The sequence below is a fragment of the Shimazuella alba genome (assembly GCF_009831235.1).
Classification (GTDB): Bacteria; Bacillota; Bacilli; order Thermoactinomycetales; family Thermoactinomycetaceae; genus Shimazuella; species Shimazuella alba.
Map to the genome: position 1 here is coordinate 25,016 of NZ_WUUL01000020.1, position 22,296 is coordinate 47,311.

General features: G+C 36.8%; 17 protein-coding genes and 2 pseudogenes. 6 read left to right on the top strand and 13 right to left on the bottom strand.

Annotation, left to right across the window (positions count from 1 at the left end):
• Positions 1–164: 164 nt before the first annotated feature.
• The gene (locus tag GSM42_RS19345) at positions 165–1,004 is read left to right on the top strand and encodes an alpha/beta fold hydrolase (RefSeq protein ID WP_237446717.1); all 840 of its coding nucleotides are present in this window, start codon (positions 165–167) and stop codon (positions 1,002–1,004) included.
• Between the two features lie 14 nt (positions 1,005–1,018).
• On the opposite strand, the gene GSM42_RS19350 is transcribed toward GSM42_RS19345, so the two are convergent.
• Positions 1,019–1,618, bottom strand: a complete 600-nt coding sequence (locus GSM42_RS19350) for a TetR/AcrR family transcriptional regulator (RefSeq protein ID WP_160803195.1) — start codon at positions 1,616–1,618, stop codon at positions 1,019–1,021.
• A gap of 136 nt (positions 1,619–1,754) precedes the next feature.
• Here GSM42_RS19350 and GSM42_RS19355 point away from each other — a divergent pair, with 136 nt between their 5' ends.
• Entirely contained in the window at positions 1,755–3,161 is a 1,407-nt protein-coding gene (locus GSM42_RS19355; RefSeq protein WP_202404999.1) for a cytochrome P450, read from the top strand.
• A gap of 136 nt (positions 3,162–3,297) precedes the next feature.
• Here the strand turns inward: GSM42_RS19355 and GSM42_RS19360 are convergent, their stop codons facing one another.
• Together GSM42_RS19360 and GSM42_RS19365 are read right to left on the bottom strand one after the other, a co-directional pair.
• Positions 3,298–4,620 (bottom strand): TrkH family potassium uptake protein, encoded by a 1,323-nt coding sequence (locus GSM42_RS19360; RefSeq protein WP_160803196.1) that lies wholly within the window; start codon positions 4,618–4,620, stop codon positions 3,298–3,300.
• Between the two features lies 1 nt (position 4,621).
• Positions 4,622–5,266 (bottom strand): annotated as a pseudogene (locus tag GSM42_RS19365) (potassium channel family protein).
• A 638-nt stretch (positions 5,267–5,904) separates the two neighbouring features.
• On the opposite strand from GSM42_RS19365, the gene GSM42_RS20870 reads away from it, so the two are divergent.
• On the top strand, positions 5,905–6,219 hold the full coding sequence (locus GSM42_RS20870) for an ATP-binding cassette domain-containing protein (protein ID WP_237446716.1): 315 nt from the start codon (positions 5,905–5,907) through the stop codon (positions 6,217–6,219).
• Positions 6,220–6,422: 203 nt separating this feature from the next.
• Here GSM42_RS20870 and GSM42_RS19375 read toward each other — a convergent pair whose 3' ends face one another.
• Complete coding sequence (locus GSM42_RS19375; RefSeq protein ID WP_160803198.1) at positions 6,423–7,820, bottom strand: PepSY-associated TM helix domain-containing protein; 1,398 nt, start codon at positions 7,818–7,820, stop codon at positions 6,423–6,425.
• A 647-nt stretch (positions 7,821–8,467) separates the two neighbouring features.
• Here GSM42_RS19375 and GSM42_RS19380 point away from each other — a divergent pair.
• Together GSM42_RS19380 and GSM42_RS19385 are read left to right on the top strand one after the other, a co-directional pair.
• A complete protein-coding gene (locus tag GSM42_RS19380; protein ID WP_160803199.1) occupies positions 8,468–8,998 on the top strand; it encodes a TetR/AcrR family transcriptional regulator in 531 nt (176 codons plus the stop codon).
• 99 nt (positions 8,999–9,097) lie between these two features.
• Entirely contained in the window at positions 9,098–9,289 is a 192-nt protein-coding gene (locus GSM42_RS19385; protein WP_338055344.1) for an ATP-binding cassette domain-containing protein, read from the top strand.
• Between the two features lie 943 nt (positions 9,290–10,232).
• Here GSM42_RS19385 and cstA read toward each other — a convergent pair.
• From cstA to GSM42_RS19425, 9 genes and pseudogenes are all read right to left on the bottom strand, one after another.
• Positions 10,233–12,017, bottom strand: a complete 1,785-nt coding sequence (gene cstA, locus GSM42_RS19390; protein WP_160803200.1) for a carbon starvation protein CstA — start codon at positions 12,015–12,017, stop codon at positions 10,233–10,235.
• A gap of 141 nt (positions 12,018–12,158) precedes the next feature.
• Positions 12,159–12,902: a LytR/AlgR family response regulator transcription factor gene (locus tag GSM42_RS19395; protein WP_160803201.1), complete on the bottom strand. Its 744-nt coding sequence runs from the start codon at positions 12,900–12,902 to the stop codon at positions 12,159–12,161.
• Positions 12,877–14,667, bottom strand: coding sequence for a sensor histidine kinase (locus GSM42_RS19400; protein WP_160803202.1), 1,791 nt, complete (start codon positions 14,665–14,667; stop codon positions 12,877–12,879). The genes GSM42_RS19395 and GSM42_RS19400 overlap by 26 nt, the downstream gene beginning before the upstream one ends.
• 451 nt (positions 14,668–15,118) lie before the next feature.
• Positions 15,119–16,555, bottom strand: coding sequence for a proline--tRNA ligase (proS, locus tag GSM42_RS19405; RefSeq protein WP_160803209.1), 1,437 nt, complete (start codon positions 16,553–16,555; stop codon positions 15,119–15,121).
• Positions 16,556–16,814: 259 nt separating this feature from the next.
• Positions 16,815–16,925, bottom strand: coding sequence for a peptidoglycan-binding domain-containing protein (locus GSM42_RS21495; protein WP_160803210.1), 111 nt, complete (start codon positions 16,923–16,925; stop codon positions 16,815–16,817).
• A 139-nt stretch (positions 16,926–17,064) separates the two neighbouring features.
• A complete protein-coding gene (locus tag GSM42_RS19415; RefSeq protein ID WP_160803203.1) occupies positions 17,065–17,391 on the bottom strand; it encodes a hypothetical protein in 327 nt (108 codons plus the stop codon).
• Positions 17,392–18,538: 1,147 nt separating this feature from the next.
• Entirely contained in the window at positions 18,539–18,880 is a 342-nt protein-coding gene (locus GSM42_RS19420; RefSeq protein ID WP_160803204.1) for an antibiotic biosynthesis monooxygenase family protein, read from the bottom strand.
• Positions 18,881–19,626: 746 nt separating this feature from the next.
• A pseudogene (locus GSM42_RS21500) lies at positions 19,627–19,827 on the bottom strand (MFS transporter); the annotation flags it as partial.
• A gap of 33 nt (positions 19,828–19,860) precedes the next feature.
• Complete coding sequence (locus GSM42_RS19425) at positions 19,861–20,433, bottom strand: TetR family transcriptional regulator (protein ID WP_160803205.1); 573 nt, start codon at positions 20,431–20,433, stop codon at positions 19,861–19,863.
• Positions 20,434–20,896: 463 nt separating this feature from the next.
• On the opposite strand from GSM42_RS19425, the gene GSM42_RS19430 reads away from it, so the two are divergent.
• Positions 20,897–22,075: a cytochrome P450 gene (locus tag GSM42_RS19430; protein WP_160803206.1), complete on the top strand. Its 1,179-nt coding sequence runs from the start codon at positions 20,897–20,899 to the stop codon at positions 22,073–22,075.
• Positions 22,076–22,296 lie beyond the last annotated feature (221 nt).

Here is a 22,296-nt window from a genome sequence, read left to right on the forward strand (position 1 = left end):
TTCTTTCTAACTGAAACTTAATCATAAGTTTGTACAAAAAATCCATATTTTTCTAGCCATTCTGCTATAAACACATTTTTAATATCTGTTACTCCATGAGATTGCAACTGGAAAACTTTTGTATCCGCACCAACTGAAAGATAAGGAGATAAGTCTATTTGTCTATGAAACAAGTTGTAAAAACAACGAATGGGCCCATTGAATATCGATTAACTGGAAAAGGAGAATCCATGATTCTGATTCTAAATGGTGGACATTGTTCGAATTGTACTTTTCCCATCCCATTTGAAACGTTTTTAACTAATCATGGATATCAGCTAATGATTCCATCACGGCCCGGTTACGGTAATACCCCATCTTCCACTGGTCGAACGGCAGAACAGTTTGCCGATATGCTCATAGAAGTGTTGGATGTGCTAGACATCTCATCTGTTACTGTTCTAGCTATTTCTGCCGGCGGCCGAACTGCTTTACAATTGGCTGGCAGGCATCCAGATCGAGTGGAGAAATTAATTCTACAAGGTGCGCTCACCCATGATGATTGGCCAGATAAAAAAATAAAGCTTCTTTCTTATTTATTATTTAATCCTGTAGTAGAAAAGGGTCTTTGGCATTTTTTCCGCTTTCTCATTCAAAAGTATCCACTTGGAGCTCTAAAAATAATGATGAAAAGTTTTACGACTCAACCAGTAGAGCAAGTAATCAGACAAATGAGTGATGAGCAGCAAATGGAAGCAATAAGTTTTTTGCGGCTTCTTCAATCTGGCTCTGGATTTTTGAATGATATTCGTCATCGATCAGGAGATCTAAGTCGTATCCAAGCTCCTGCCTTGATTATTCATAGTAAAAATGATGGAAGTAACCCTGTTACTCATGCGGAATATGCAGCGAAACACATCCCACATGCAGAGTTATTTCTTTCAGATGCAGAGAGTCACCTTATATGGTTTAGTGACCATCACAAAATTATTAAAGAGAAAGTAGTTCAATTTTTAAAAACATAAACGCTTAACATTTCCTATGTAATTGTTTTTCTGTTCGGGGTTCCAATAAGACCATAGTACAACAAGTGGTCCAAATCCCGAAGCATGGATGGATTGGTTTGTGCAAAGAATCCTGGTTTTGCTAAGGCTTCTTTAAACATGTGAATATAAAATAAAATAGACTCCAACGAAATACCTGAATGAATACAGCCTTCTTTTTTCCCTTCTTTCACAAGTTTTGTGAAAAATGGCAGGGTTTTCGTTTGATAAAATTCTTCTATATATGTTTTGATGACTACATCATCCAAGTGACTTTGTAATAAGTTTACTTGTATATTTTCCTCTGTTTCTTCCTGATCTATCATTATCTTTTTCATTTTCTCGTGAAAAGGGATATCTTGCGATAGGATAGCTTCATACACTGCTATCCTATTTTCCATAATAAAAAATAGAGTACTGCGAATTAGTTGATCTTTACTTTCAAAATAATTGTAGATGGTTACAGGTGAAACATTTGCTTTTTTGGCTACCTCTGCGATACTCATTTTTTTTGCACCATAAGTGCAGAGCAAATCAAATGCCGTTCTTAAAATCTGTTCTTTTTTCTTTTCTGTTCGGAGTATATACCCGTTCATTTAACTCACCTCATAGATGAATGATTTGTATATTTATAATAAATTTTATTCAAAATCTATTCCCGTTCTGTCTATTTTAGCATAAAATGAATAATAAGTAATAAATTATTTCATTTCAATCAAAAGAGGTGCCCTTATGGGGAATAGAAATATGAATAGTACAAAAGATCGGAAACATATACCTGGCCCACGCTCTTTATTTGGAAGGTATATGAATTTGCTTCGATTCTATCGTAACCCTTTTACCTATTCCCGTTGGTTACATGATGAGTATGGAAAAATCGTTGCACTGGGTCAAGAAGATAATCCCTCCTATGTTTTTGCTTTTGGTTCTGAATATAACCAACAAATTCTGACTGATCCGGATTTATTCCAGATTAGCTCTTCCCTTCTGAAAATTCCAGAAGAGTCTATCCTTGGAAAAATGTTTTATAACAATTTAATCTTAATGACAGGAGAGAAACACAAAAAACATCGTCGACTCATGCAGCCAGCTTTTCATCGACAACAAATTGCATCTTACTGTAGCGATATGGTTCAATTAACACATCAACTTGGGGATCATTGGGAAACGAAAGGTCAAATCGAATTAAATCATGAAATGAAAAAATTGACACAACGGATTGCTGTAAAAACCTTGTTTGGGTTATATAACGAAGAAGAACTAGATGAAATGGGTGGATACATTCATAAGATGACAAAATCTATGTTATGGGTTACCCTTGCACCTATTAATATTCCAGGAACACCTTATTACCAAGCTGTGCAGTGTACGAGACAATTGGATACCAAAATCCGAGCAATGATTACAAGAAAACAATCAGAGGCAAACGCAACAGATGTACTTGCATCGTTAATACAGGCTCGTGATGAGGATGGTACTCAGCTAAGTGATGAAGAACTCGTTGGTCATGCTTTTACCCTCTACGTAGCTGGTCATGAGACAACTGCTAATGCACTCACTTGGTCGATATTTCTACTCAGTCAACATCCGGATATACTTAAAAATCTCTTGGAAGAACTAGATGGAATCCTAAATGGCAGTGACCCATCGCTCGAAAACCTTTCTTCTTTGTCGTTATTGGATGGTGTGATAAAAGAAAGTCTACGTCTGTTACCTCCTGCAGGTATTGGTGTGCGAATCACTTCTAAATCTTGCGAATTGGGAGGTTATATGATTCCCAAAGGAACCAATATCTTCTTTAATCAAATGATTACACATCGATTACCTGATCTTTATGAAGAACCTGATCGTTTCAAACCAGAACGTTGGGATTCTATCAAACGATCTCCTTATGAATATCTTCCTTTTAGTGCTGGGCAGCATATGTGCATAGGTTGGAACTTTGCTACACAGGAAATGAAAGTGGTACTTGCAATACTCCTTCAACGGTTTCGTTTTGCTGTAATTCCGGGTTCAAAGATTTCTCCTAATATGATGATGCGTCCCATTCATGGAATGCCTATGAAACTGGTTCCCCAAGATGGTCAATTCCATAAAGTTTCTGTTCGTGGGACAATTAACCTATATATAGATTTATGATCTTAGGGAAAATCTTGATTGAGTTGAAATCTTCTACTCGAAGATAGGGCTGTAATTGAATAGATGAGCTTTTTGTTAAGGAAGCTCATCTTTGTTTCTTACTGTGAAGTTTGGTTGATAACAAGCAGAGGATGTGCTAACCAGTTAGAACATCTTCGTTTGGATAACGAATTTTATCATGTTTCGGTGTTGCTAGTGAAAAGGCAAAAGTTAAAGGGCCTAATTTACCTAAAAACATAATAAATACAATAATAATCTTACCAATATCAGAAAGACTTGCCGTGAGTCCCATAGACAAACCTACCGTACCAAAAGCGGAAATAACTTCAAATAATATTTTTAGAAACGGATCTGGCTCCGTAATATTTAAAATAAATACAGCTAAGAAAATGAATAAAATACTAATGGTCGAAATAGCAAGTGATCGAATAACAATTTGAACTTTGATTGCTCTATTTCCAATCTTAATCTGCGTTTTTTGTCTCAAAAAGGTTAGTACGGAAAGAACAATTACCAAAAATGTAGTAAGTTTTATTCCTCCCCCTGTCGAAGCACTTCCTGCTCCCACAAACATGAGTAGTAGCATGAATGAAATCGTTCCTTCATGCAAACTCCCAATATCCAGTGTATTAAACCCTGCTGTACGAGGGGTTACAGCTTGGAAATAAGATGCCCACAGTTTATCACCTAGTGATGCTAATGTCCCTAACGTTTTAGGATTATGATATTCTAAAGCAAAAACAATCATCATTGCAAACAAATTAATAACCAGAGTACCAACTATCATTAGTTTGGAATGAAGGCTTAATTTCTTAAAACTACGTTTGTGCCAGGTATCTGATAAAACAGTAAAACCTATTCCCCCTACAATAAATAGAAACGATATCACAAGGTTTACTAATGGATCTCCTACATATCTCATCAAGTTGTCTGGCCATATCGAGAACCCTGCATTGTTAAAAGCAGATATAGAATGAAAAAGGCTATCAAACATCCCTTTCTCCCAGCCATATTCTGGAACCCACTTTATAGCCAAAATCAACATAGCAATGATTTCAATGGTGATGGAGTAGATAAATAGATTTTGAACTAATTTTATTACCCCACCTAGAGATGTTTGGTTGAGAGCATGTTGAATGATTAATCGCTCTTTTAACCCAATCTTTTTCCCTAGCATGATAAAAATGAGTACTGCAAAAGACATAATTCCTAAACCACCAACTTGTATCAATATAAGAATTACACATTGACCAAAAGTGGTATAGGCAGTACCTGTATCTACTACTGCAAGCCCCGTTACTGTCATAGCAGATGTTGCTGTAAATAATGCATCCGTCCAACTAATAAAATTCGTTGTGGAAATAGGTAATTTTAACAGGATCGTTCCTAAGATAATAAAGAATAAAAAAACAACTACTAGGAGCTGAGAAGGATTTAACTTAATATATTTAAAGTTCATTTTAAACTCCTTCTTCTTCAAACTGCAGAATGTCTTGATTGTGTCCGATAACAATTAACACATCATCTTTATAGATAACTTCTTCAGCCGAAGGAGAAATAATAAATGTACCCTGTCGTTGAATATCAACAATCGTACATCCATAATTTGCACGTACATTGAGTGATGATCCAGTTTTTGTGTGGCGATAATCTCTACCATACTATAGTCTTTGGATAGCTCAATAAAATCAATCATTTTATCGGATACAATAAGATGAGCAATCCTTTTCACCATATCACGTTCTGGATGAATGACTTTATCCACACCAATTTTCTCAAGAACTTTTTGCATGGGAATCATTTTGCGCTTTCGTCCAAACTTTACGGACACCCATATCTTTTAATAATAAGGAGGTTAATATACTGGACTGTATTTCGTCTCCAAAAGAAACGAAGGCATGATCAACGTTGCGAATCCCAAGCTGTTTTAGGATAGTTTCATCGCTTGCATTTGCACAAACTGAATGTGTGGCATAATTTACATATTCATTGACTTTTCCTTCATCTTTATCAATTGCTACTACTTCCATACCCATATCATGGAACTCTTTTACAATTGTCGCTCCAAAACGTCCTAAACCAAACACAGCAAATGATTTTTTCATCCTATATCTTCCCTACTACGTTTTTATAAAGTGTTTGTTTCTTTTTTATAAAAAACACTTTTATCTAAAAAAGATCACAAGTGATTGGTCATTCTCTAGGGATCCTATTATTGTCGATCTAAAGGTTACACCATTTTCTCCTAACGGTTACGGAGGGAAATGTTGGATTCAGCGGCCACATGTTGGATGCATTTTAACAAAAATCGCACTTCTTCTTTCAATCTGTAAAGACATTGTAATTTCAATAATTTATGATTTTGATTCATATTTATAGATAGAACCAAAAAATAAAATTTAAAAGAATAACCTTATCGATTAGAAAGACTTTTATCCACTATACCCCACTAGTGAACTTTCTTTTTGGGTAATTTTAGATGTGCACAATTTACCATTGGCTTATCTATAAATCTATATTGTCATAACAAAAGAAGTCGCCCAAAATCAGACGACTTCCTCTTTGTGCAACTAAAAAAACTTGTTAAAAATGGTGCAGAGGGCTGGACTTGAACTGGAGCAATGGTCAACCTACCGCAGAAATTTAAGTACTAAGATTGGGGAAATTAAAGGAAACATAAAGTAATGACGCTCTAGAAATACGGGTTAAGTGAAAGCATTCAATTTTTTAAGACCAAATGGTTGTGGGAAAAGTACCTTTATTTTGCTGTTGGATGAATCAACTACCTATTTGGATATCGTCCGTCTTAGAAATTATAGAGCTCGTCCAGCATCTAAATGATCGCTTTAGGATCATTGTGATTCTGGTTCTTTATGATTTGAATCATACTTGCCTTTATTACGATCAAGTGATTGTGATGAAAGAAGGTTTTATTTTTCAAAAGGGCACTCCTAAACAAGTGATGACCAAAAATACCATGCAAGAAATTTTTGGAGTGGATGCGAAGATTGGAACAGATCTGGAGACCGATAGACCTTACATACGATCTTTGAAATGAGATACAAAAAAAACTAGCAAAAAGGACTTCTATCCAACAGAAGTCCTCTTCCTATACATTTAGTCCCCATGATTAGTATGATTAGAATGATCCGTTTTCGTATCGCTACTTCCGCAACCCATTTGGATCAATCCTATCGTAAAAATAAGTATCCCTACTAATATCTTATTCTTTACCATTTTATTTCACTCCTTTTTATGAGTTCATACTGTATTTCGTTCCTTTTTCCCTTTCTTAAGGAGATAAATTACCCCTTCTATTAGGATCACCACAATCAAAGAAAGCCCAAATAATGGCATGATTAACCCTAGAACGACCATAAAAATAAGAGAACCAATCGAAAGTTTGTTTGATATTTTGGGTGGCGCTGAGAATTTCCCCTCTTTCTTGCGAGAGAGCCATGTTCGCATTCCCCAAAAAATAACAAATAAGAAAGAAAGACAAACTGCTAAGTTAATCAGTTTATTTGGCCATCCAAATAAATGCCCCTCATGCAATGGAATACCCCATGTAAACCATTTGGCTAAAATTCCATAATCTTGATAACTCACTTTGGAAATCAGGTTTCCACTATATTGATCAAAATAAGTTGTCATTTCATCGTATGGACTAACATCTAAACCTGTAACCCCAGTATTACTACCTTTGGATATGGTGTAAACCCCTTCTTCATTCTCTGGATAGATAATGGAATAAGGTTTTGAAATATGAGCTTCTTGCACCTTCGTCATCAATTTTTCCACACTCATCCTACTACTGTTAGACATACTTGGATTCGTAGACATATCGCCATGATGTGCATGGGATTTGCTTGAAGTAGGTGGTTTATTTTTACGAGTAGCCCATGGAATTTCACTCATATCCGAAGTTGGCGGCTGTTGTTTTAACATCGGAATCCCAATAGAGGAATATTTTTGAGCTGCTGAGTTTATAAAATCGCCCATAAATGCGGACCAAGGCAAGCCGGTAAAAATAACGATTATCATAGGAATGGTAATGACGGTTCCCACTAATGCATGTAATCTTTTCTTTTTTTGTCGTTTTGTTGGATTTGGCAGCTTCTTTATAGCACTTCCTTTAAATGTCATGTAAATACCGGTAAGCAGCATAAAAATCGCCCAGCATGCAGCTAATTCAACGAGGTAATTTACAATAGTACCTCCTACAAATAGAGAACTATGGATTTCTCTCATGACATTGGAAAAGGTATATTTCGCATTTTGAGTCCCAACTATCTCATTACTGTCATCTAAAAATACATATTTTTGGTTTCCATCTGCGTTAGTCAGGGTTAAACGTGTATTATATGGATCATCTAATATAATTACTTTCGAGAGAGAATATCCTTTGTGTTGCTTTGCTGCCTTCTGAATACCTTCATCTATCGTTAATTGTTGTGTCTTCTCGCTTTTTCCAAAGAATAAGTCATAGTAAGCTTTCTTTTCTACATCCGTATAAAATAAATATCCAATGCCACTGAGTGTTAATGTGATAAGTAATGGTGTAATAAATAATGCTGCATAAAAATGCCACCGCCAAAATAGGTTGTACAAATGATTCTTCTGTTGTTTCTCTTGGTTTAATTGAATATCAGAACTCATATTTCTTCCGATCAACTCCTTTTTACTTCCAAGCATAAATATAAACAAATGTACAGAATAGAAAATGACGCTATGGAGCTATATTTATGTCTAAAATATGAACGTATATTGCTATTAAAAGAGACTGCCAAATCAGGTCGCAGGAAAAAGTTCCTGCAATCACTCCCCCATCTACTCCTACACCACTTGTGTCCATCCAGTAGGAAAACATATCATCGTTCAACATAGCTTTAATTTGTTAGGTAGGAATTTTAACAAGCCCTTCATGGGGGTTTTCCTTTTTTCATGGCATTGATATCTGCTTGCTTTCAAAAGTGCTATCACTTTATTGCTTTTGTTATATATATCTTTAGGTAGTCAAAGCTTGGCTTTGTCTACAGACATTGATCTGCAATCGTCTCATTCGTAATCGTAATAGATGCATCCGCTACGAGATCTTTAAGGTCTACTTCTTTCTTTTCTCTTCATTTAATTTTTAAAAACCATTCTCAAATAATCACTCTTTTCATTGCTGATAGAGATAAACTCCCTCACATGTTCCTAAGTGGTGTAAATATATTGACCGAATCGGTTGACAGAAGTACACTAGCTGTAATAAACCGATTTGGTTTATTTTGGCATTATCGTTTAAGTTAGGCGTGAAGCAAATGGGGAAATTCCCCAACTTATCAACGGAAAAACAACAGAAAATCGTCGATACAGCATTGGCTTCTTTTGGGGAAAGTGGGTACAAAAGGACATCGATTCGCGATATTGCAGCGGAGGCAGGCATATCGAAAGCGATGATCTTTCACTACTTCGGCACCAAAAAGAAGCTCTACCTCTATTTGATCGAGTATTGCACCAACACTTTTATTCGTGAAATCAAACACAAATTCAACCCGTGCATCACGGACTTTTTTGATCGTATCGAGTTAGCAGGCGATATTAAGTTTGAAGCGATGAAAAAGCACCCCGCGATCGGCACGTTTTTGTGGAGTGTGTATGAGGAGCAAGATAGCGAAGTCAAGTCAGCGATTCAAGCTTCGATGGGAATTGCGAAGCAGAGAATTTTCGCAAGAGCATTGCCTCTACAGGGATGGATACATCTAAGTTTCGCAAAGATGTCGATCCAAAGCTCGTTTACAAAATGTTACTTTGGATGGCGGAAGGATGTTTTCGTCATGTTTCCAATTTAGAAAACGGGCACATTGAAGCCGCGTGTATGACGAGTACAAGCGAGGTTTGCAATTACTAAAAAACAGTTTTTTACAAAGACAGTTGAGTGGACTGAGCGCATGAATGCAATCGAATTAACTAATCTCACCAAACAGTATGGCACGTCACGTGGCATCATCGATGTCAATATTACGATCGAACAAAGTGAGGTTTTTGGTTTTATTGGTCCCAATGGAGCAGGAAAATCGACAACATCCGCACGTTCAAACAGATGTCTGGGAGCGCGAAGATCTTTGAAAAAAACAGCGTGACACATCCCGAAGTCCGCATAATATAAAAAATAATTCCGAGCAGTATCTATTACATATGAATTTTTACCGGGTCAATCATGTCATATACTTTTCTTGGAAATGATTTGATATATCCTTGACACGTTTGTAATTACGTAGATTTGTTCTTGTCTACAAGAGAAGCCTATTCTCTTGTTCTAAATTTGGTAAAAAAATTTCACCTGATCCGGACGAGAAATACTGTATTTTTGAAAAAAAAGCTATGAAAAAACAGAGGCGAAAGAGAGGATTTTAAGAGCGTGTAAAACTTATACTGTTTCCCCCATAATCGTTGTTATTTACAATTTCCAAGTGGATATTCAAAGTGGAAGAACCTTCAACAGGATATCCCCTACAAATCTTCTACCATAGAAAAACCCATATAATCGTGTTTCTCGCCTGCTAAAATAGACCATTTTCCATTCCTATATATTCGTAAACCATTATCCGTTGGATATAAAATTGCAGTACCATCTTGACTGATAGCCTAAGACATGTATATGTCCAAATGTTACCTGATTGTTGGAGATGAGAGAATTGGATAAACATAACTGTTGTTAGATAGTATTTCCTTATTTGTGATTCGCCTGATCCACTCACGAATACTTGAAACGGAAAACCAAACACACCTACAAAAATTCCTACTTCATCTAATGCATGGACATCTAATAAAAATAAATGGGAGCCCTAATTTTTTGCTTTCCTTACCATCCATTCAGAATTGATTAAGGAAATGCTCCTTTATCTAAATATACAGAAAAAGTATGGACCAATATTGAAGGAATTAAATCATGGTGGAACACGAAACCTATGAATTGAAAGCACTTATTAAAAATTAACAATAGAACGAATAAAATAAAACTGACCGGCATACAGGATTCATGCCGGTCAATGTCCGTGTGCTGCTTAATTTTTAGTCCAATGTTCATGCAGATAATTGAATCGTTTTAGGTTTGATTAATTCAATCCATTTTTTTATGGATGCAATTAATATGACTACCCCTAATACCAGCATAATAATGGACAAAGTTGCATTAAGCGGGCTATATCCAGCAGCTGCGGCGTTGAGATAAACATTTTTCACCATCCAATAGCCTGCATAGTTGACAGTAACATATAAATAAGCTAATGGAATAAGACAAGTTAACATATAACGCCGTTTATCACTCACTTTTAAAATAACGGTTGCACCAATAATCAGACCTATCGAAGCCATCAATTGATTAGATACACCAAAGAGTGCCCAGACAGAACCGATATCTCCTGAATAAAGCAAATATCCCCACATAAAGCAAGCAAGCGCACTAGCAAAAATCACACCAGGTGCCCAGTCAACCTTTTTCAAAGGCCGATACAATTCTCCGAAAAAATCTTGTATCAGATAACGGGCAACCCTTGTACCAGCATCGATCGCTGTTAAAATAAACACCGCTTCAAACATAATGACAAACTGAAAGAAATAAGCAGATAAGTGACTAAACCATGGGATACTAGTAAAGATATAAGTCATCCCTACAGCAAGTGTAACTGCCCCTCCGGTTCTCCCTTCCAAGTCCAGTCCAATTTGTTGGCTTAACTCAGGCAAATGGACAACGTTCATACCCAAAGTTTGAAAAACTGCTGGGGTAGAGTTAATAGCAAAATAGTCAGCAGGATGTAGGACTGTTGCAGCGATAAGTGCCATAATCCCTACTAAACATTCCACCAACATAGCACCAAATCCAACAACCTTAATATCGCTCCATTTTTGAATCATTTTTGGCGTTGTACCTGATCCAACGAAAGCGTGAAAACCTGAGATCGCACCACAAGCGATCGTAATCGAAATAAATGGCCAGACTGGACCTGCGATAACGGGCCCGCCTCCGCTTAGAAACTCTGTAAAAGCAGGAAATTGGATACTGGGATTGATAACGAAGACACCGATAATAAGTGCAATAAAGACGCCGATCTTCATAAAACTACTTAAATAATCACGCGGACTTAATAATAACCAAACAGGTAGTGCTGAGGCAAAAAAGGCATAAATCGGTAAAATAAGACTCAATGTTTTTGCATCGAACGTTAACCATTCACCAATAACGGTGGTTTGAATATAAGGACCCATAAATACACCAACCATCAAGAGGATGAAACCAACTGTAGATGCAAATTTTAAGTTACCAGTCTTTTTATAAAAAATACCTACTCCTATCGCAATTGGAATAGTAATTCCTACCGCAAATGTACCCCATGGATTTTTTTCCAACGCATGCAAAACTACCATACTCAATCCTGCCATCGTAATCGTGATAATAAAAAGCATAGCAAGACCTGTACAGAAGGCAGCAACAGGACCTAACTCATCTTTGGCTACTTCCGACAAAGATTTTCCTTGTTTCCGCATGGAAGCAAACAAAACCACAAGATCGTGTACAGCTCCCCCAATGACTGCTCCAATTAATAGCCATAATAATCCAGGGAGATATCCAAACTGAGCAGCTAAAATCGGTCCGACGAGAGGACCTGCTGCTGCAATAGCTGCAAAATGATGACCAAAAGTAACCCACTTATTTGTAGGTACATAATCTTTCCCATCATTTAATTTTTGTGCTGGTGTTTCCTTCAAATTATTAATTTTTAATACTTTTGCCATCATAAATGTTCCGTATAAACGATATGCTATTACCAAGATACAAATGGAACCGATTACAATTGAAACCGCATTCATTTTGATCTCTCCTTTGCCTATTCCTTTTTTCATTCTAATAGATTCCATCGGAAGCAAAGGTTTTTCATGTTGAATTACAGAAATCAAAGGATGAAATGAAATAAATGGAGCTCCAAATGCAACTGCGATACAATTGAATTTCTAGAAATCAAAATTTGTGCGTAGTTCTTTAACGAATGTCCGACTGACAGGGACCTTGGAATTATCTTTCATCTTTAAAAGATAAGTGGAATGAAACCATGGTTGTATCTCTACAATTGCTTCTAAATTAACAAGAAAAGACCGATGAACACGTATGATAGATGAACTAGCCAGTTTGCGCTCTAGCTTTATGAGGGTTTCATTGGTCTTATAGTGACGTTCTGATGTAGCAATCAATGTCTTCCCTTCCATGGAAGAAAGATAATAAATTTGCTCGATAGGAATGGGGTATATTCGATCTTCTACTAAGATGGTTAGTTTTTTCATCGCCTCGCCTATTTTCCATTTATTATATGTTATAGCTGATTCATTTACTGCTTTTTGTTTGGTTCTCAGCATTCTTTCAATGGTCTGTCGGATACGATCTTCCTCAAAAGGTTTTAAAATATAATCAATCGCATTTAGCTCGAATGCTTTTAACGCATATTCGTCATATGCTGTAGCAAAGACAATTTCTGGTTGAGGACGAAGGGTTAATATTTTTTCCGCTAAATCGATTCCACTCTCATTAGCAAGTTGGATATCTAAAAAAACGACATCAGGTAATTTGCCCTGGATTTGCTCCCAAGCACTTTCTAAATCCTCTGCTTCTCCAATAATTTTTACTTGGTTACTTTTTCGTAGCAAAAAAATCAGCTCATCTCGAGAAAGTAACTCGTCATCTACTATAAATGCTGTCAGCATATTGATCTCTCCATTTTTTGGTATCCATTGGTATGCGAATTATTACTTTTGTTCCAAGACCTCGTTGACTTTCAATCGAAAAAACTGCTTCTTCCCCATAGATCTCTTTCATTCGCTGTTTAATATTATAGATTGCGTTCCCTGTTCCCTGGGCTGAATCGATTTCTTGATTACCTAATTTACTTAGTAATTCCTGCGAGATTCCTTTCCCGTTATCTTCAGTAATGAACACCATCTCTTTATTTTCCGTAAAAGCTCGAATTGTCACGCACCCTTTTTGCCCGGGATCCAGCTTTGGAAAAGCATGACGAATCGCATTTTCTACGATTGGTTGGATGGTGAATGGAGGAATAAATACTTTTTTAATTGCAGGTTCAATTTGATATTCAATTTGATATTTATCAGGATAACGGGCTTCTTCAAGTGAAAGATATGCCTCGACATGTTCTAATTCTTTCTCTAATGGGATCAGCATTTGTCTAGCACCTTGTAAATTCCGACGAAAAAAAGCAGCTAACTTTATTAATAAATACCTTGCTTTTTCTGCATCTGTCCGACAAAGTGCTGAGATCGTATTAATGGCGTTAAACAAAAAATGAGGATGAACTTGAGCTTGTAGTGCTTTAATCTCTGCATCTTTTAACAATTTGCTCTGTATTTCTGCTTCTGCTAATTCTAACTGGGTTGAGATTAATTTCCCTAATCCTTCAGAAAGCTCTTGTTCGATCTTGTCCATCTGACTGATCTTGGTAAAATATAGTTTTAAGGTACCAATCGTTTTTTTATGAACTTGAAGCGGTATTACAATTGCCGCCTGTAAAGGGCAGTTTGGATTATAGCATTCTATCTGTTCTGATGAATAAGCTTTCAATATTCTTCCTTGGTCTATCGCTTTTTGTGTTAATTTTGTAGATAGCTTTTTTTGTGTTAAATGGTGATCTCCAGCTAATCCAACATGCGCCAGTACCTGATGATGATCAGTTATCGCAACGGCATTCGCATTCGTGAGAGCCAAAATAATTTCAGCTACATTTTTACATGAATCCGCATTTAACCCTTTGCGAAAAAAAGGCAGCGTTTGATCAGCAATGTAGAGTGCTTTGTTTGTTTGCAGCGCACGCATCCGTTCTTCTTCCTGTAATATGGTTTGAAAAATAAGCATAAATACCAACATACCAAAACCATTTACGATGATCATTGGCAGGCTAATAATTTGCACCAATTGCAATGCAGCTGTAAATGGCTTCGCTACCATTAAGATAATCCCCATCTGTACACATTCCATCAATATCCCAATGATCACAACAAGCCAAATTCCTTTATTGGTTTGTTTATTCAATCGTTTTCCGATCAAGCCGGTCACAATACCTGATAAAATCGTAGAGATTGCACAAGCAACATCTGTAAATCCCCCGATTGTCCATCGATGTAAACCCGCTATTAATCCGGCACCAAATCCCACTAGTGGTCCACCAAACAAACCTCCAATTGCTACTCCCATAATTCGTGTATTCGCAATTGCGCTCTCTGCCCCCAAATCTCCTTGCCAAACTTGTGAAAGGATCAGATTGTTTTCTTGAATGACAATACCGGTATAATTGCTGATCACACCAAAACCACCGAATAACAGAACTAATAATAACTTCTCTTTCCAACCATATTCGTTATGAAGAATCTGTCGAAATGAATGCATCCGTGAAAGCAAAAAAGCAACAATAATTAATAAGCCAACCCGCTCAAGCATAAGGAGTAACAAATCTATCAAACTATCACCTCCATCTTACTGTTTTTTATTATAGCAATCCTTGTAGAACTCTGTTTTCATTTTAAAGTTTACATCGATCATCTGCTTCAAGATACCATATTTTTCTACAAGACCCCACTAAAACAAGGAAATACAGAGGCTGATTCTTTAAGTATATCGAGAAACTTTCGATATTTGCAGATTCATCCACTCTTATTATTTATGCTGTCACTGGATGGCGAACTAGTCGAAATCATTGGAATAGCTACTAAGGTGGATTTTTCGCCAACCACCTAATCTAATAAAATATACATCTCACCACATAATATTATGTCCTCTCTAAACGTCAGTTAAATTTAGACATAAGAAAACACTTGTATGATCTCAAAATAAATGTTTCACAACTAAACATTTACCAATCGATTTACAAGTGCTGTTTTATTTACTAGTTTTTCTGTTAGGATTAATATTATTAATAGGATCGGGAAAACCAAACTGTATGTTGTGCCTTTTGACCACAAGTGATACAAGTTTCCTTGTTTAATGGTGGTTCAAAAGGTATATTCCGACTAGTGAAACTCGTTTCCTCTTTTACTTTTGCTTCACAAGTTTCATCACCACACCATCCAGCCAATACCCAACCTGCAATAACTTGATCCTGCTCCGACTTAATAACATGTTTATTGAGTTCATCAAGAGTGTCAATATGCACATGAGAGTGTGCAGCTTTGAATTGAAGAGCCTTGTTGTACATGTTAGTCTGGATTTCATTTAATAGACCTTTTACTGTCTCTATCAATTGATCAATAGGTACAGTTAACTTTTCCCCTGTGTCACGACGAGCAATAATAACTTGATTATTTTCTAGATCACGGGGTCCTATTTCCACACGAATTGGTACACCGCGCATTTCCCATTCGTTAAATTTCCAACCTGGAGTCTCATCACGTACATCCGTTCTCACTCGTACTTCTTCTCTTTTTAAATCAGTAACAAAATCGTCTACTTTATTCAAAACTATTTCGCGTTTTTTACCAGACCCAATTGGGATCATGATTACTTGTGTTGGAGCTACTCGAGGTGGTAATACTAACCCTTTATCATCACCATGAACCATAATCATAGAACCAATCAGTCGAGTTGAAGTTCCCCAAGAAGTAGTATGGACAAACTTCAATTTATTGTCACGATCAAGGAACTTGATATCAAATCCTTTGGCGAAATTATCTCCCAAATAATGTGAGGTTCCAGCTTGAACTGCTTTTCCATCCTTCATCATTGCTTCCACTGAATAGGTGTCTACTGCTCCGGCAAATTTTTCACTAGGTGTCTTTTGACCCATCCAAACAGGAATGGCAAGTTCTTGTTCAATTACCTCTCGGTATATTTCTAACATTTGTAAAGTTTCGTGACGAGCCTCTTCTTCATCAGCATGCGCTGTATGCCCTTCTTGCCAAAGAAATTCAGATGTACGAAGAAAAGGCATTGTCCTTTTCTCCCAACGAAAAACATTAGCCCATTGGTTTATTAAGACAGGAAGATCCCGGTAACTTTGTATCCATTGACTGTACATATGGCCTATCATAGTTTCAGAGGTAGGACGCAGTGCTAATTTTTCTTCCAGTTTTTCACCTGCTGCTTCTGTAACCCAAGGTAATTCTGGACTAAATCCTTCTACATGTTCCTTTTCTTTCTCAAAAAACGACTCTGGTATAAGCATAGGAAAGTAAGCATTTCGGTGACCTGTTTCTTTAAATCTTTTATCCATCGCCTGCTGAATCCGTTCCCATAATTCATATCCATCAGGCTTAAATACAATACAACCTCGTACAGGTGTATAATCCATTAAATCTGCTTTTTTAATGGTATCAATATACCATCTTGAGAAATCTTCAGATTGTGGAGTTATTTCTTTTAACAAACCCTTTTTCACTGACACTAATAGCACACTCCCAAGCACAAAAAATAAATGGTCTTGCCCATTTGATTTTTATCTTTCATTAACCTTTATGTAGATAAAATGTTTGAAGACAAATGTATTAATACTATGAATTTAATTATAAACTAGTTTGATTATAAAAGGAAATTAGCTGTTAAAAAGAATTTCGACTCATTTATCCTATTAAAACAAAGCAGCACTCCAATTCGAAGTAACTGCCTTGCTAATTTTATAAATTAAAAATATTAGACCAATTCTTAGACCCTACAATCCCATCTACAACTAATCTCTTTACTTTTTGAAGACTCTTTACTACTGATTCAGTTTTTGGTCCAAATATCCCACGTCCACAACAAGTCTACTGGGCTAATAAACACAAAACACTTTTAACTCGCTCATGTCCCTATGAATTATATATTACGATGTACTTATGACCAAATCTTAAAATATACGATTTTTACACAGGATATGCCTATTGTTTATTCTTTCAAGCGATAAAAAGCTCCATCATAATCCCATAGTCTATATATGTACTTACCGTCTTTATCACCCTCTACAGAGTAAATTCTAAAGGTAACATCACCATTACGAATGACTCCCAAAAAGTCCCCTTTATCTGCATTGGAGTAATTGTTCTCAAAATTTATTATATAGATTTTATTATCTATTGTTATATATTCATATTCTGTTCCACTAACGGTTCCAATTATTTTTGCACCTATTGTTTGCTTATAAATAACAAACAACAAAAGAACAATTATGCATATAGCTCCCCCTAAGACTATCGGCTTGCGTATTTTTTTCATATGGGTCGCCTCCTTGCTTTTGTCTTATGTATATTCTTTGCAAGTTTATCTTTTCTGTGTTCGTCAAAGCAAAAAACAAGAGAATTCCTTTTCTTTTATTGTAATGTTCATTTCATTCTTAAAATAATTAAAGGATAGCATCATAACCAGATCCCAAAGAACCAATATTTATTTTCATGAAATCAAAATCATGGATTAACTGCTATCATGAGATAATTCTTCTAATCGCCTGATCTCCATTCTTATCAAGCTTGAAGCCACCTTTCGTCATCTTATACCATTTAGAAATAGGAACTTTACAAGATAGCTTTTTCCATGAATGGAGCTCTTCGCTAATTCGTGCTTTCTCTTGATGAATAATACCACCAGAGAGATGGTATTTGTCTGCAGCAGAAGTGCAAATTCAAAAGAGGGAAATGGATCTGAGTATTTTCATTTTGACCGAGGGCAGCAACACTTGCAAAAGATCTCGGGTCACGCCTGTATTTGGATAAACTTGTTCATAGTTCTAACGAATTCAATGTAAAGTAGCCGAAAGAAGAAAAACGTGTAACTGAGCTGGAAGAATTATTTCTTCCATGGGGTGCTGAGTAGCCAGATTCTTAAAAATTGGGGTAATACCAACGTGACTACCTAAATTTGCATCGTTGCTATTTTCTAAACTGCGTCTAGATAATAGCTGGCCATTGACAACATACTAATGCTAATGCCTATTACTTCCGACAGCATCAGCGCAAAACTCAAAAAACGACTCAACGAGTTGTTTTTCTATGCTCAAATTCATTTAAATACAGTTGAAGTTTTAAAAGCCAAACCCCTTATATCTTAAGGGAATTGGCTCTCTTTTAGTGAGTGTCGATTATACTTCCATAACTAATCCAGTTTGATCCTATGGTTCATTCGTGTGTCTTTTGGGTGAATTATGCGCACAGTAAAGAGTAATTTATATTGCTTTTTACTCTGTTTACTTGTGTTATCTGAAGTACGTGACCAAATACCAATCCAACATGACCTATTTTACGGGGCAAAATTAACTTCATGTACAAAATAATAAGTAGAGTTATATGTTGGTTTTGTAAGTTTCGATAACGCTGAACCAGCAACCAAGCTACGAACCCAATAAATAGAAAACAGATCAATATCTATTTCAACAATGTATGTTTGTTAACTGGCTACCCCATTCCCCGATTGGCTCTAGATAACTGATGATTCGATATTCCAGCAATTCAACTAGCTTTTCTTCATATTCTTTGCGATAGGGTTTTGGTAATTCTTCCGCTAACCAGCTTTCTTTTGTACCTTGCCAGATTTCGTAAATGATTAGATCGTTTGGATTATCGATATCATCGTGGACAATTGCGTTTACAAATGTAGGTTCGCTCGACATCACTTGAATAAGCGAGAACAGAGATTCCCGGAAAACTTCTTTTTTACCTGGTTTTGTTTTGAAGCGAATGTTTAATACAATCTGCTTTGTATCAGTGGACATAGATGATATACCTCCTGTTTAATGTTTGTTTATGTGATTTCTTCTTTCTTCTAATAACAATATTATAAATATCAATGATATATTGATATCAGAATAAATATCAACATCAATATTATTATCAATAAATTTTGTTCATGGCCATTCAATCACCAACAGATTAGAAAAGGAAATCCTTTTCTTAAGACTGCCATTGCCTAAGTGAATGTATATGGAATAATCATCTACTTTATCAATGTAACCATAAAATTGATCCGCTTGATATTTCCCTGAAAAAGTAACCAGGATTGGTGTTGCTCTAGGAGATCGCTGTGTTCAATAAAATAAGACAATTCTCAAGTTCTTGCTCATCTAGCTCAGGAGAATGAAACGAGAATCCCCTTTAGAGTTTAAGGATGGTCTCTCGATGCTCTGGAAGATGCATGCGGTTGCTTTCATATAAGATATTTTCTATTCAGAATATCTCCCATCTCACCAGCATCTCCAAACTTATAATTATATATTATTATATACAGATATAAGTTTGCAAACCGCTGGTAGTATCTTCTGCTGCGGCCCCTCAAAGTGAGAATTGTTGCCATTGTGCACTCAGCTATGAGAAATCAGATGTCGACTACATGGAATTAGTATCAGGTACTAAAATATTAGTACGGACTTTTTTAGGTCAGCTGTCCCAGAGGAATGGAAATGCATCATGTCTTCTTCTGACGCCGGGGACACAGCTATGCCGAACAGCGCTCCTCTAGGACACCAGCCAAAGCGATTGACACATCCACTCTTACTTGCATCTTCGCCCGGATTTGCGGCAGCGTCGCATCAACGATGGCTGCTGTACGCTAATTAAGCCAAAATTCCAACCCAAACCAAGCAGCACCAGCACCAGAGTAAGTAGAACAGTCGAAATCGTCAGACTTAAATGCAGCCACTATGCCCACTAAGAGCAAAGTAACTTCTGATCACCTAATTTTAGGCCTGCAGGGATTTTATGGTTGTATTTTCCCAGAAAAGAGTACCTCCTTATTAATCATCAGATTCATGTAGTCGTCAAGCTCCTTGGCGTTGATCTTTTCGTGATTCTCCAACCAATAAACAACAAGAGAAGACACAGCCCCTGATATGAATGCAGTGATGACATCAATGGGAACAACCGATTTGCCCATCAGTGTCTCGATTGAATGTAACTCCTTCTTTAACGCATCCTCGGCCTTATTTTGAAGTATGCCGCTAAAGAAGTTGTTCTTCTTCTCGGACTTCCAAATAATCTTAAATAGTCTCAAATGGCCAATCGATTCAAGCGTCTGAATCGGATGAAAGAACCTATCTTTGGAGTTTTGTTGATCGAGCAATTCGCGAATCTCGTCCAGTCCGTAAGACAACAGCTGGTATTTATCTTCGAAGTGCTTGTAGAACGTGGTTCGATGAACCATCGCTTGGTCGCAGATTTCTTTAACAGTGAGCGATTCGAATTCACGATCCTCCATCAAATCCAATAGAGCGTTCCAGATCAACTTCCTCGTGAGCTGAATACGCAAATCCGTTTTTTTGGCGTTAGACATAGACAATTAATCCTCCTTTGTAGATTAAGTCTACATGTATGACAGATCTGATTCTTGACGGTCAGTCATACCAAGCATGTATAATCTTTAATATACATTTGTTTATTTAAGTATACAAGTGTAGATCAAAACAGGCAGAAAGAGGGAGTGATGCAAGCAACGAAACAGCAATACTGAAACTCATAACCGCGGACTGATCGTTGCCGGAAGCCGCCAAAACGATACAGATCAAATTGAGCAACGGAGAAACCAAGCGTCTCTCCGGCCTATCAACGAGAGTCACCTAATTTTAGTTGATCGATTTTGGGATAAATTGATCCGAGTTGTCTTTGCGAGACCACAAAGCAAATATCCCATGTAGTTTTGTTAGTGATCGTCTGAATATTTTTTTTATTAAAAAAACGATATAGGTGGATCAGAAAATTTTTGATAATCCTATGAATATAATTCAGGAGGTATAATAATGAATATCAATTCTGAAGTTAGAGGCCCCTTCATTCCTCCCAAAGGTTTATTGGAAGCGGAAACTCCGTTTCATTGGCATGAAGAAATGCGAAAGAATCATCCTGTCCGTTTCGATCCGCAGCGGAATTGTTGGGATGTCTTTCTTTATAACGATGTAAAACGGGTTCTTTCTGATTATGAATCCTTTAGTTCCCAAACATCCCTTGAACAATTTTCAATCGTTTCCATGGACCCACCGAAACATAGGCTGTATCGTTCTATTGTAAGCAAAGCTTTTACACCGAAAGCCGTTAATGATTTTGCTCCGAGAATTCACCACATTACCAATGAATTACTGGATGAAGTTACAGGTAAGGGTGAAATGGATATGATTGCGGACTTGGCTTTTCCATTGCCTACTATTGTCATTGCCGAGCTGCTTGGTGTACCTAAAGAGGACCGGGAACAATTTAAACAATGGTCCGACGAAGTGGTAAGAGGTACCGATATTGCCAATGGAGAAACACCAGAACAGCTTATAAAGAGCCAGAAACAAGTTACGCAAGAAATATTCGAGTACTTCACAAAGGTCATAGAGAACAAACGAAGAAATCCCCGAAATGATCTGATTTCGGCTTTGCTTGCGGCTAAAGTGGAAGAACAGTCTCTGAGCTTGACTGAACTGCTGCAGTTTTGTTTCCTTCTTCTTGTTGCTGGTAACGAGACGACAACAAACTTAATTGGAAATGCAATGGTTTGCTTCCTAAATAATCCGGATATCCAAAAACAACTGCGAGAAGATCTTACTCTATTACCCGGCGCTATAGAAGAAGTTCTTCGTTACCGTTCCCCGATTCAATCATTAATTCGTGTCTGTGTGCGTGATACAGAGCTGTCGGGACAAACGGTTCAAGCTGGTCAACCTGTCATCGTATGGATCGGCTCGGCGAATCGAGATGAGACTATATTTGAACAAGCAAATCAATATATCCTCCGTCGTTCGCCTAATCGGCATATCGCTTTTGGAAATGGGCCGCATTTTTGCCTTGGAGCTCCGTTGGCTCGTTTAGAATCTAATATCGCTTTACGTTTGGTATTCGAGAAATTACCGTTTATTTCACCAAAGAAAGGAATCAAACCCAATCCAGTCAAAGATATGTTAATTCATGGATATAAAAGCATACCTATTGCATTCTAAGATAAATATGTTATCCCTACCTATGACAAGGGAGTTGACGGAAACTACGATCAACTCCTCTAAAAGATTCGAACTTCATTTATGTGCCCCCCCACTTCAAAGGAGTTTTTATCATGTTTGAAAAACTATACCTAATTGATTTTTCTGTTTTATTCATATTGATTATGTCATGGGCTATTGTTGCCAATCGTTTGAGTCGTCTTCCCTTCCGATATACAAAT

What these genes read in the sequence shown, in the direction of transcription:
- GSM42_RS19345 (WP_237446717.1), top strand. Translation starts at nt 165, where the DNA reads ATGAAACAAGTTGTAAAAACAACGAATGGGCCCATTGAATATCGATTA.
- GSM42_RS19350 (WP_160803195.1), bottom strand. Translation starts at nt 1,618, where the DNA reads ATGAACGGGTATATACTCCGAACAGAAAAGAAAAAAGAACAGATTTTA.
- GSM42_RS19355 (WP_202404999.1), top strand. Translation starts at nt 1,755, where the DNA reads ATGGGGAATAGAAATATGAATAGTACAAAAGATCGGAAACATATACCT.
- GSM42_RS19360 (WP_160803196.1), bottom strand. Translation starts at nt 4,620, where the DNA reads ATGAACTTTAAATATATTAAGTTAAATCCTTCTCAGCTCCTAGTAGTT.
- GSM42_RS19375 (WP_160803198.1), bottom strand. Translation starts at nt 7,820, where the DNA reads ATGAGTTCTGATATTCAATTAAACCAAGAGAAACAACAGAAGAATCAT.
- GSM42_RS19380 (WP_160803199.1), top strand. Translation starts at nt 8,468, where the DNA reads ATGGGGAAATTCCCCAACTTATCAACGGAAAAACAACAGAAAATCGTC.
- GSM42_RS19385 (WP_338055344.1), top strand. Translation starts at nt 9,098, where the DNA reads ATGAATGCAATCGAATTAACTAATCTCACCAAACAGTATGGCACGTCA.
- cstA (WP_160803200.1), bottom strand. Translation starts at nt 12,017, where the DNA reads ATGAATGCGGTTTCAATTGTAATCGGTTCCATTTGTATCTTGGTAATA.
- GSM42_RS19395 (WP_160803201.1), bottom strand. Translation starts at nt 12,902, where the DNA reads ATGCTGACAGCATTTATAGTAGATGACGAGTTACTTTCTCGAGATGAG.
- GSM42_RS19415 (WP_160803203.1), bottom strand. Translation starts at nt 17,391, where the DNA reads ATGAAAAAAATACGCAAGCCGATAGTCTTAGGGGGAGCTATATGCATA.
- GSM42_RS19420 (WP_160803204.1), bottom strand. Translation starts at nt 18,880, where the DNA reads ATGTCCACTGATACAAAGCAGATTGTATTAAACATTCGCTTCAAAACA.
- GSM42_RS19425 (WP_160803205.1), bottom strand. Translation starts at nt 20,433, where the DNA reads ATGTCTAACGCCAAAAAAACGGATTTGCGTATTCAGCTCACGAGGAAG.
- GSM42_RS19430 (WP_160803206.1), top strand. Translation starts at nt 20,897, where the DNA reads ATGAATATCAATTCTGAAGTTAGAGGCCCCTTCATTCCTCCCAAAGGT.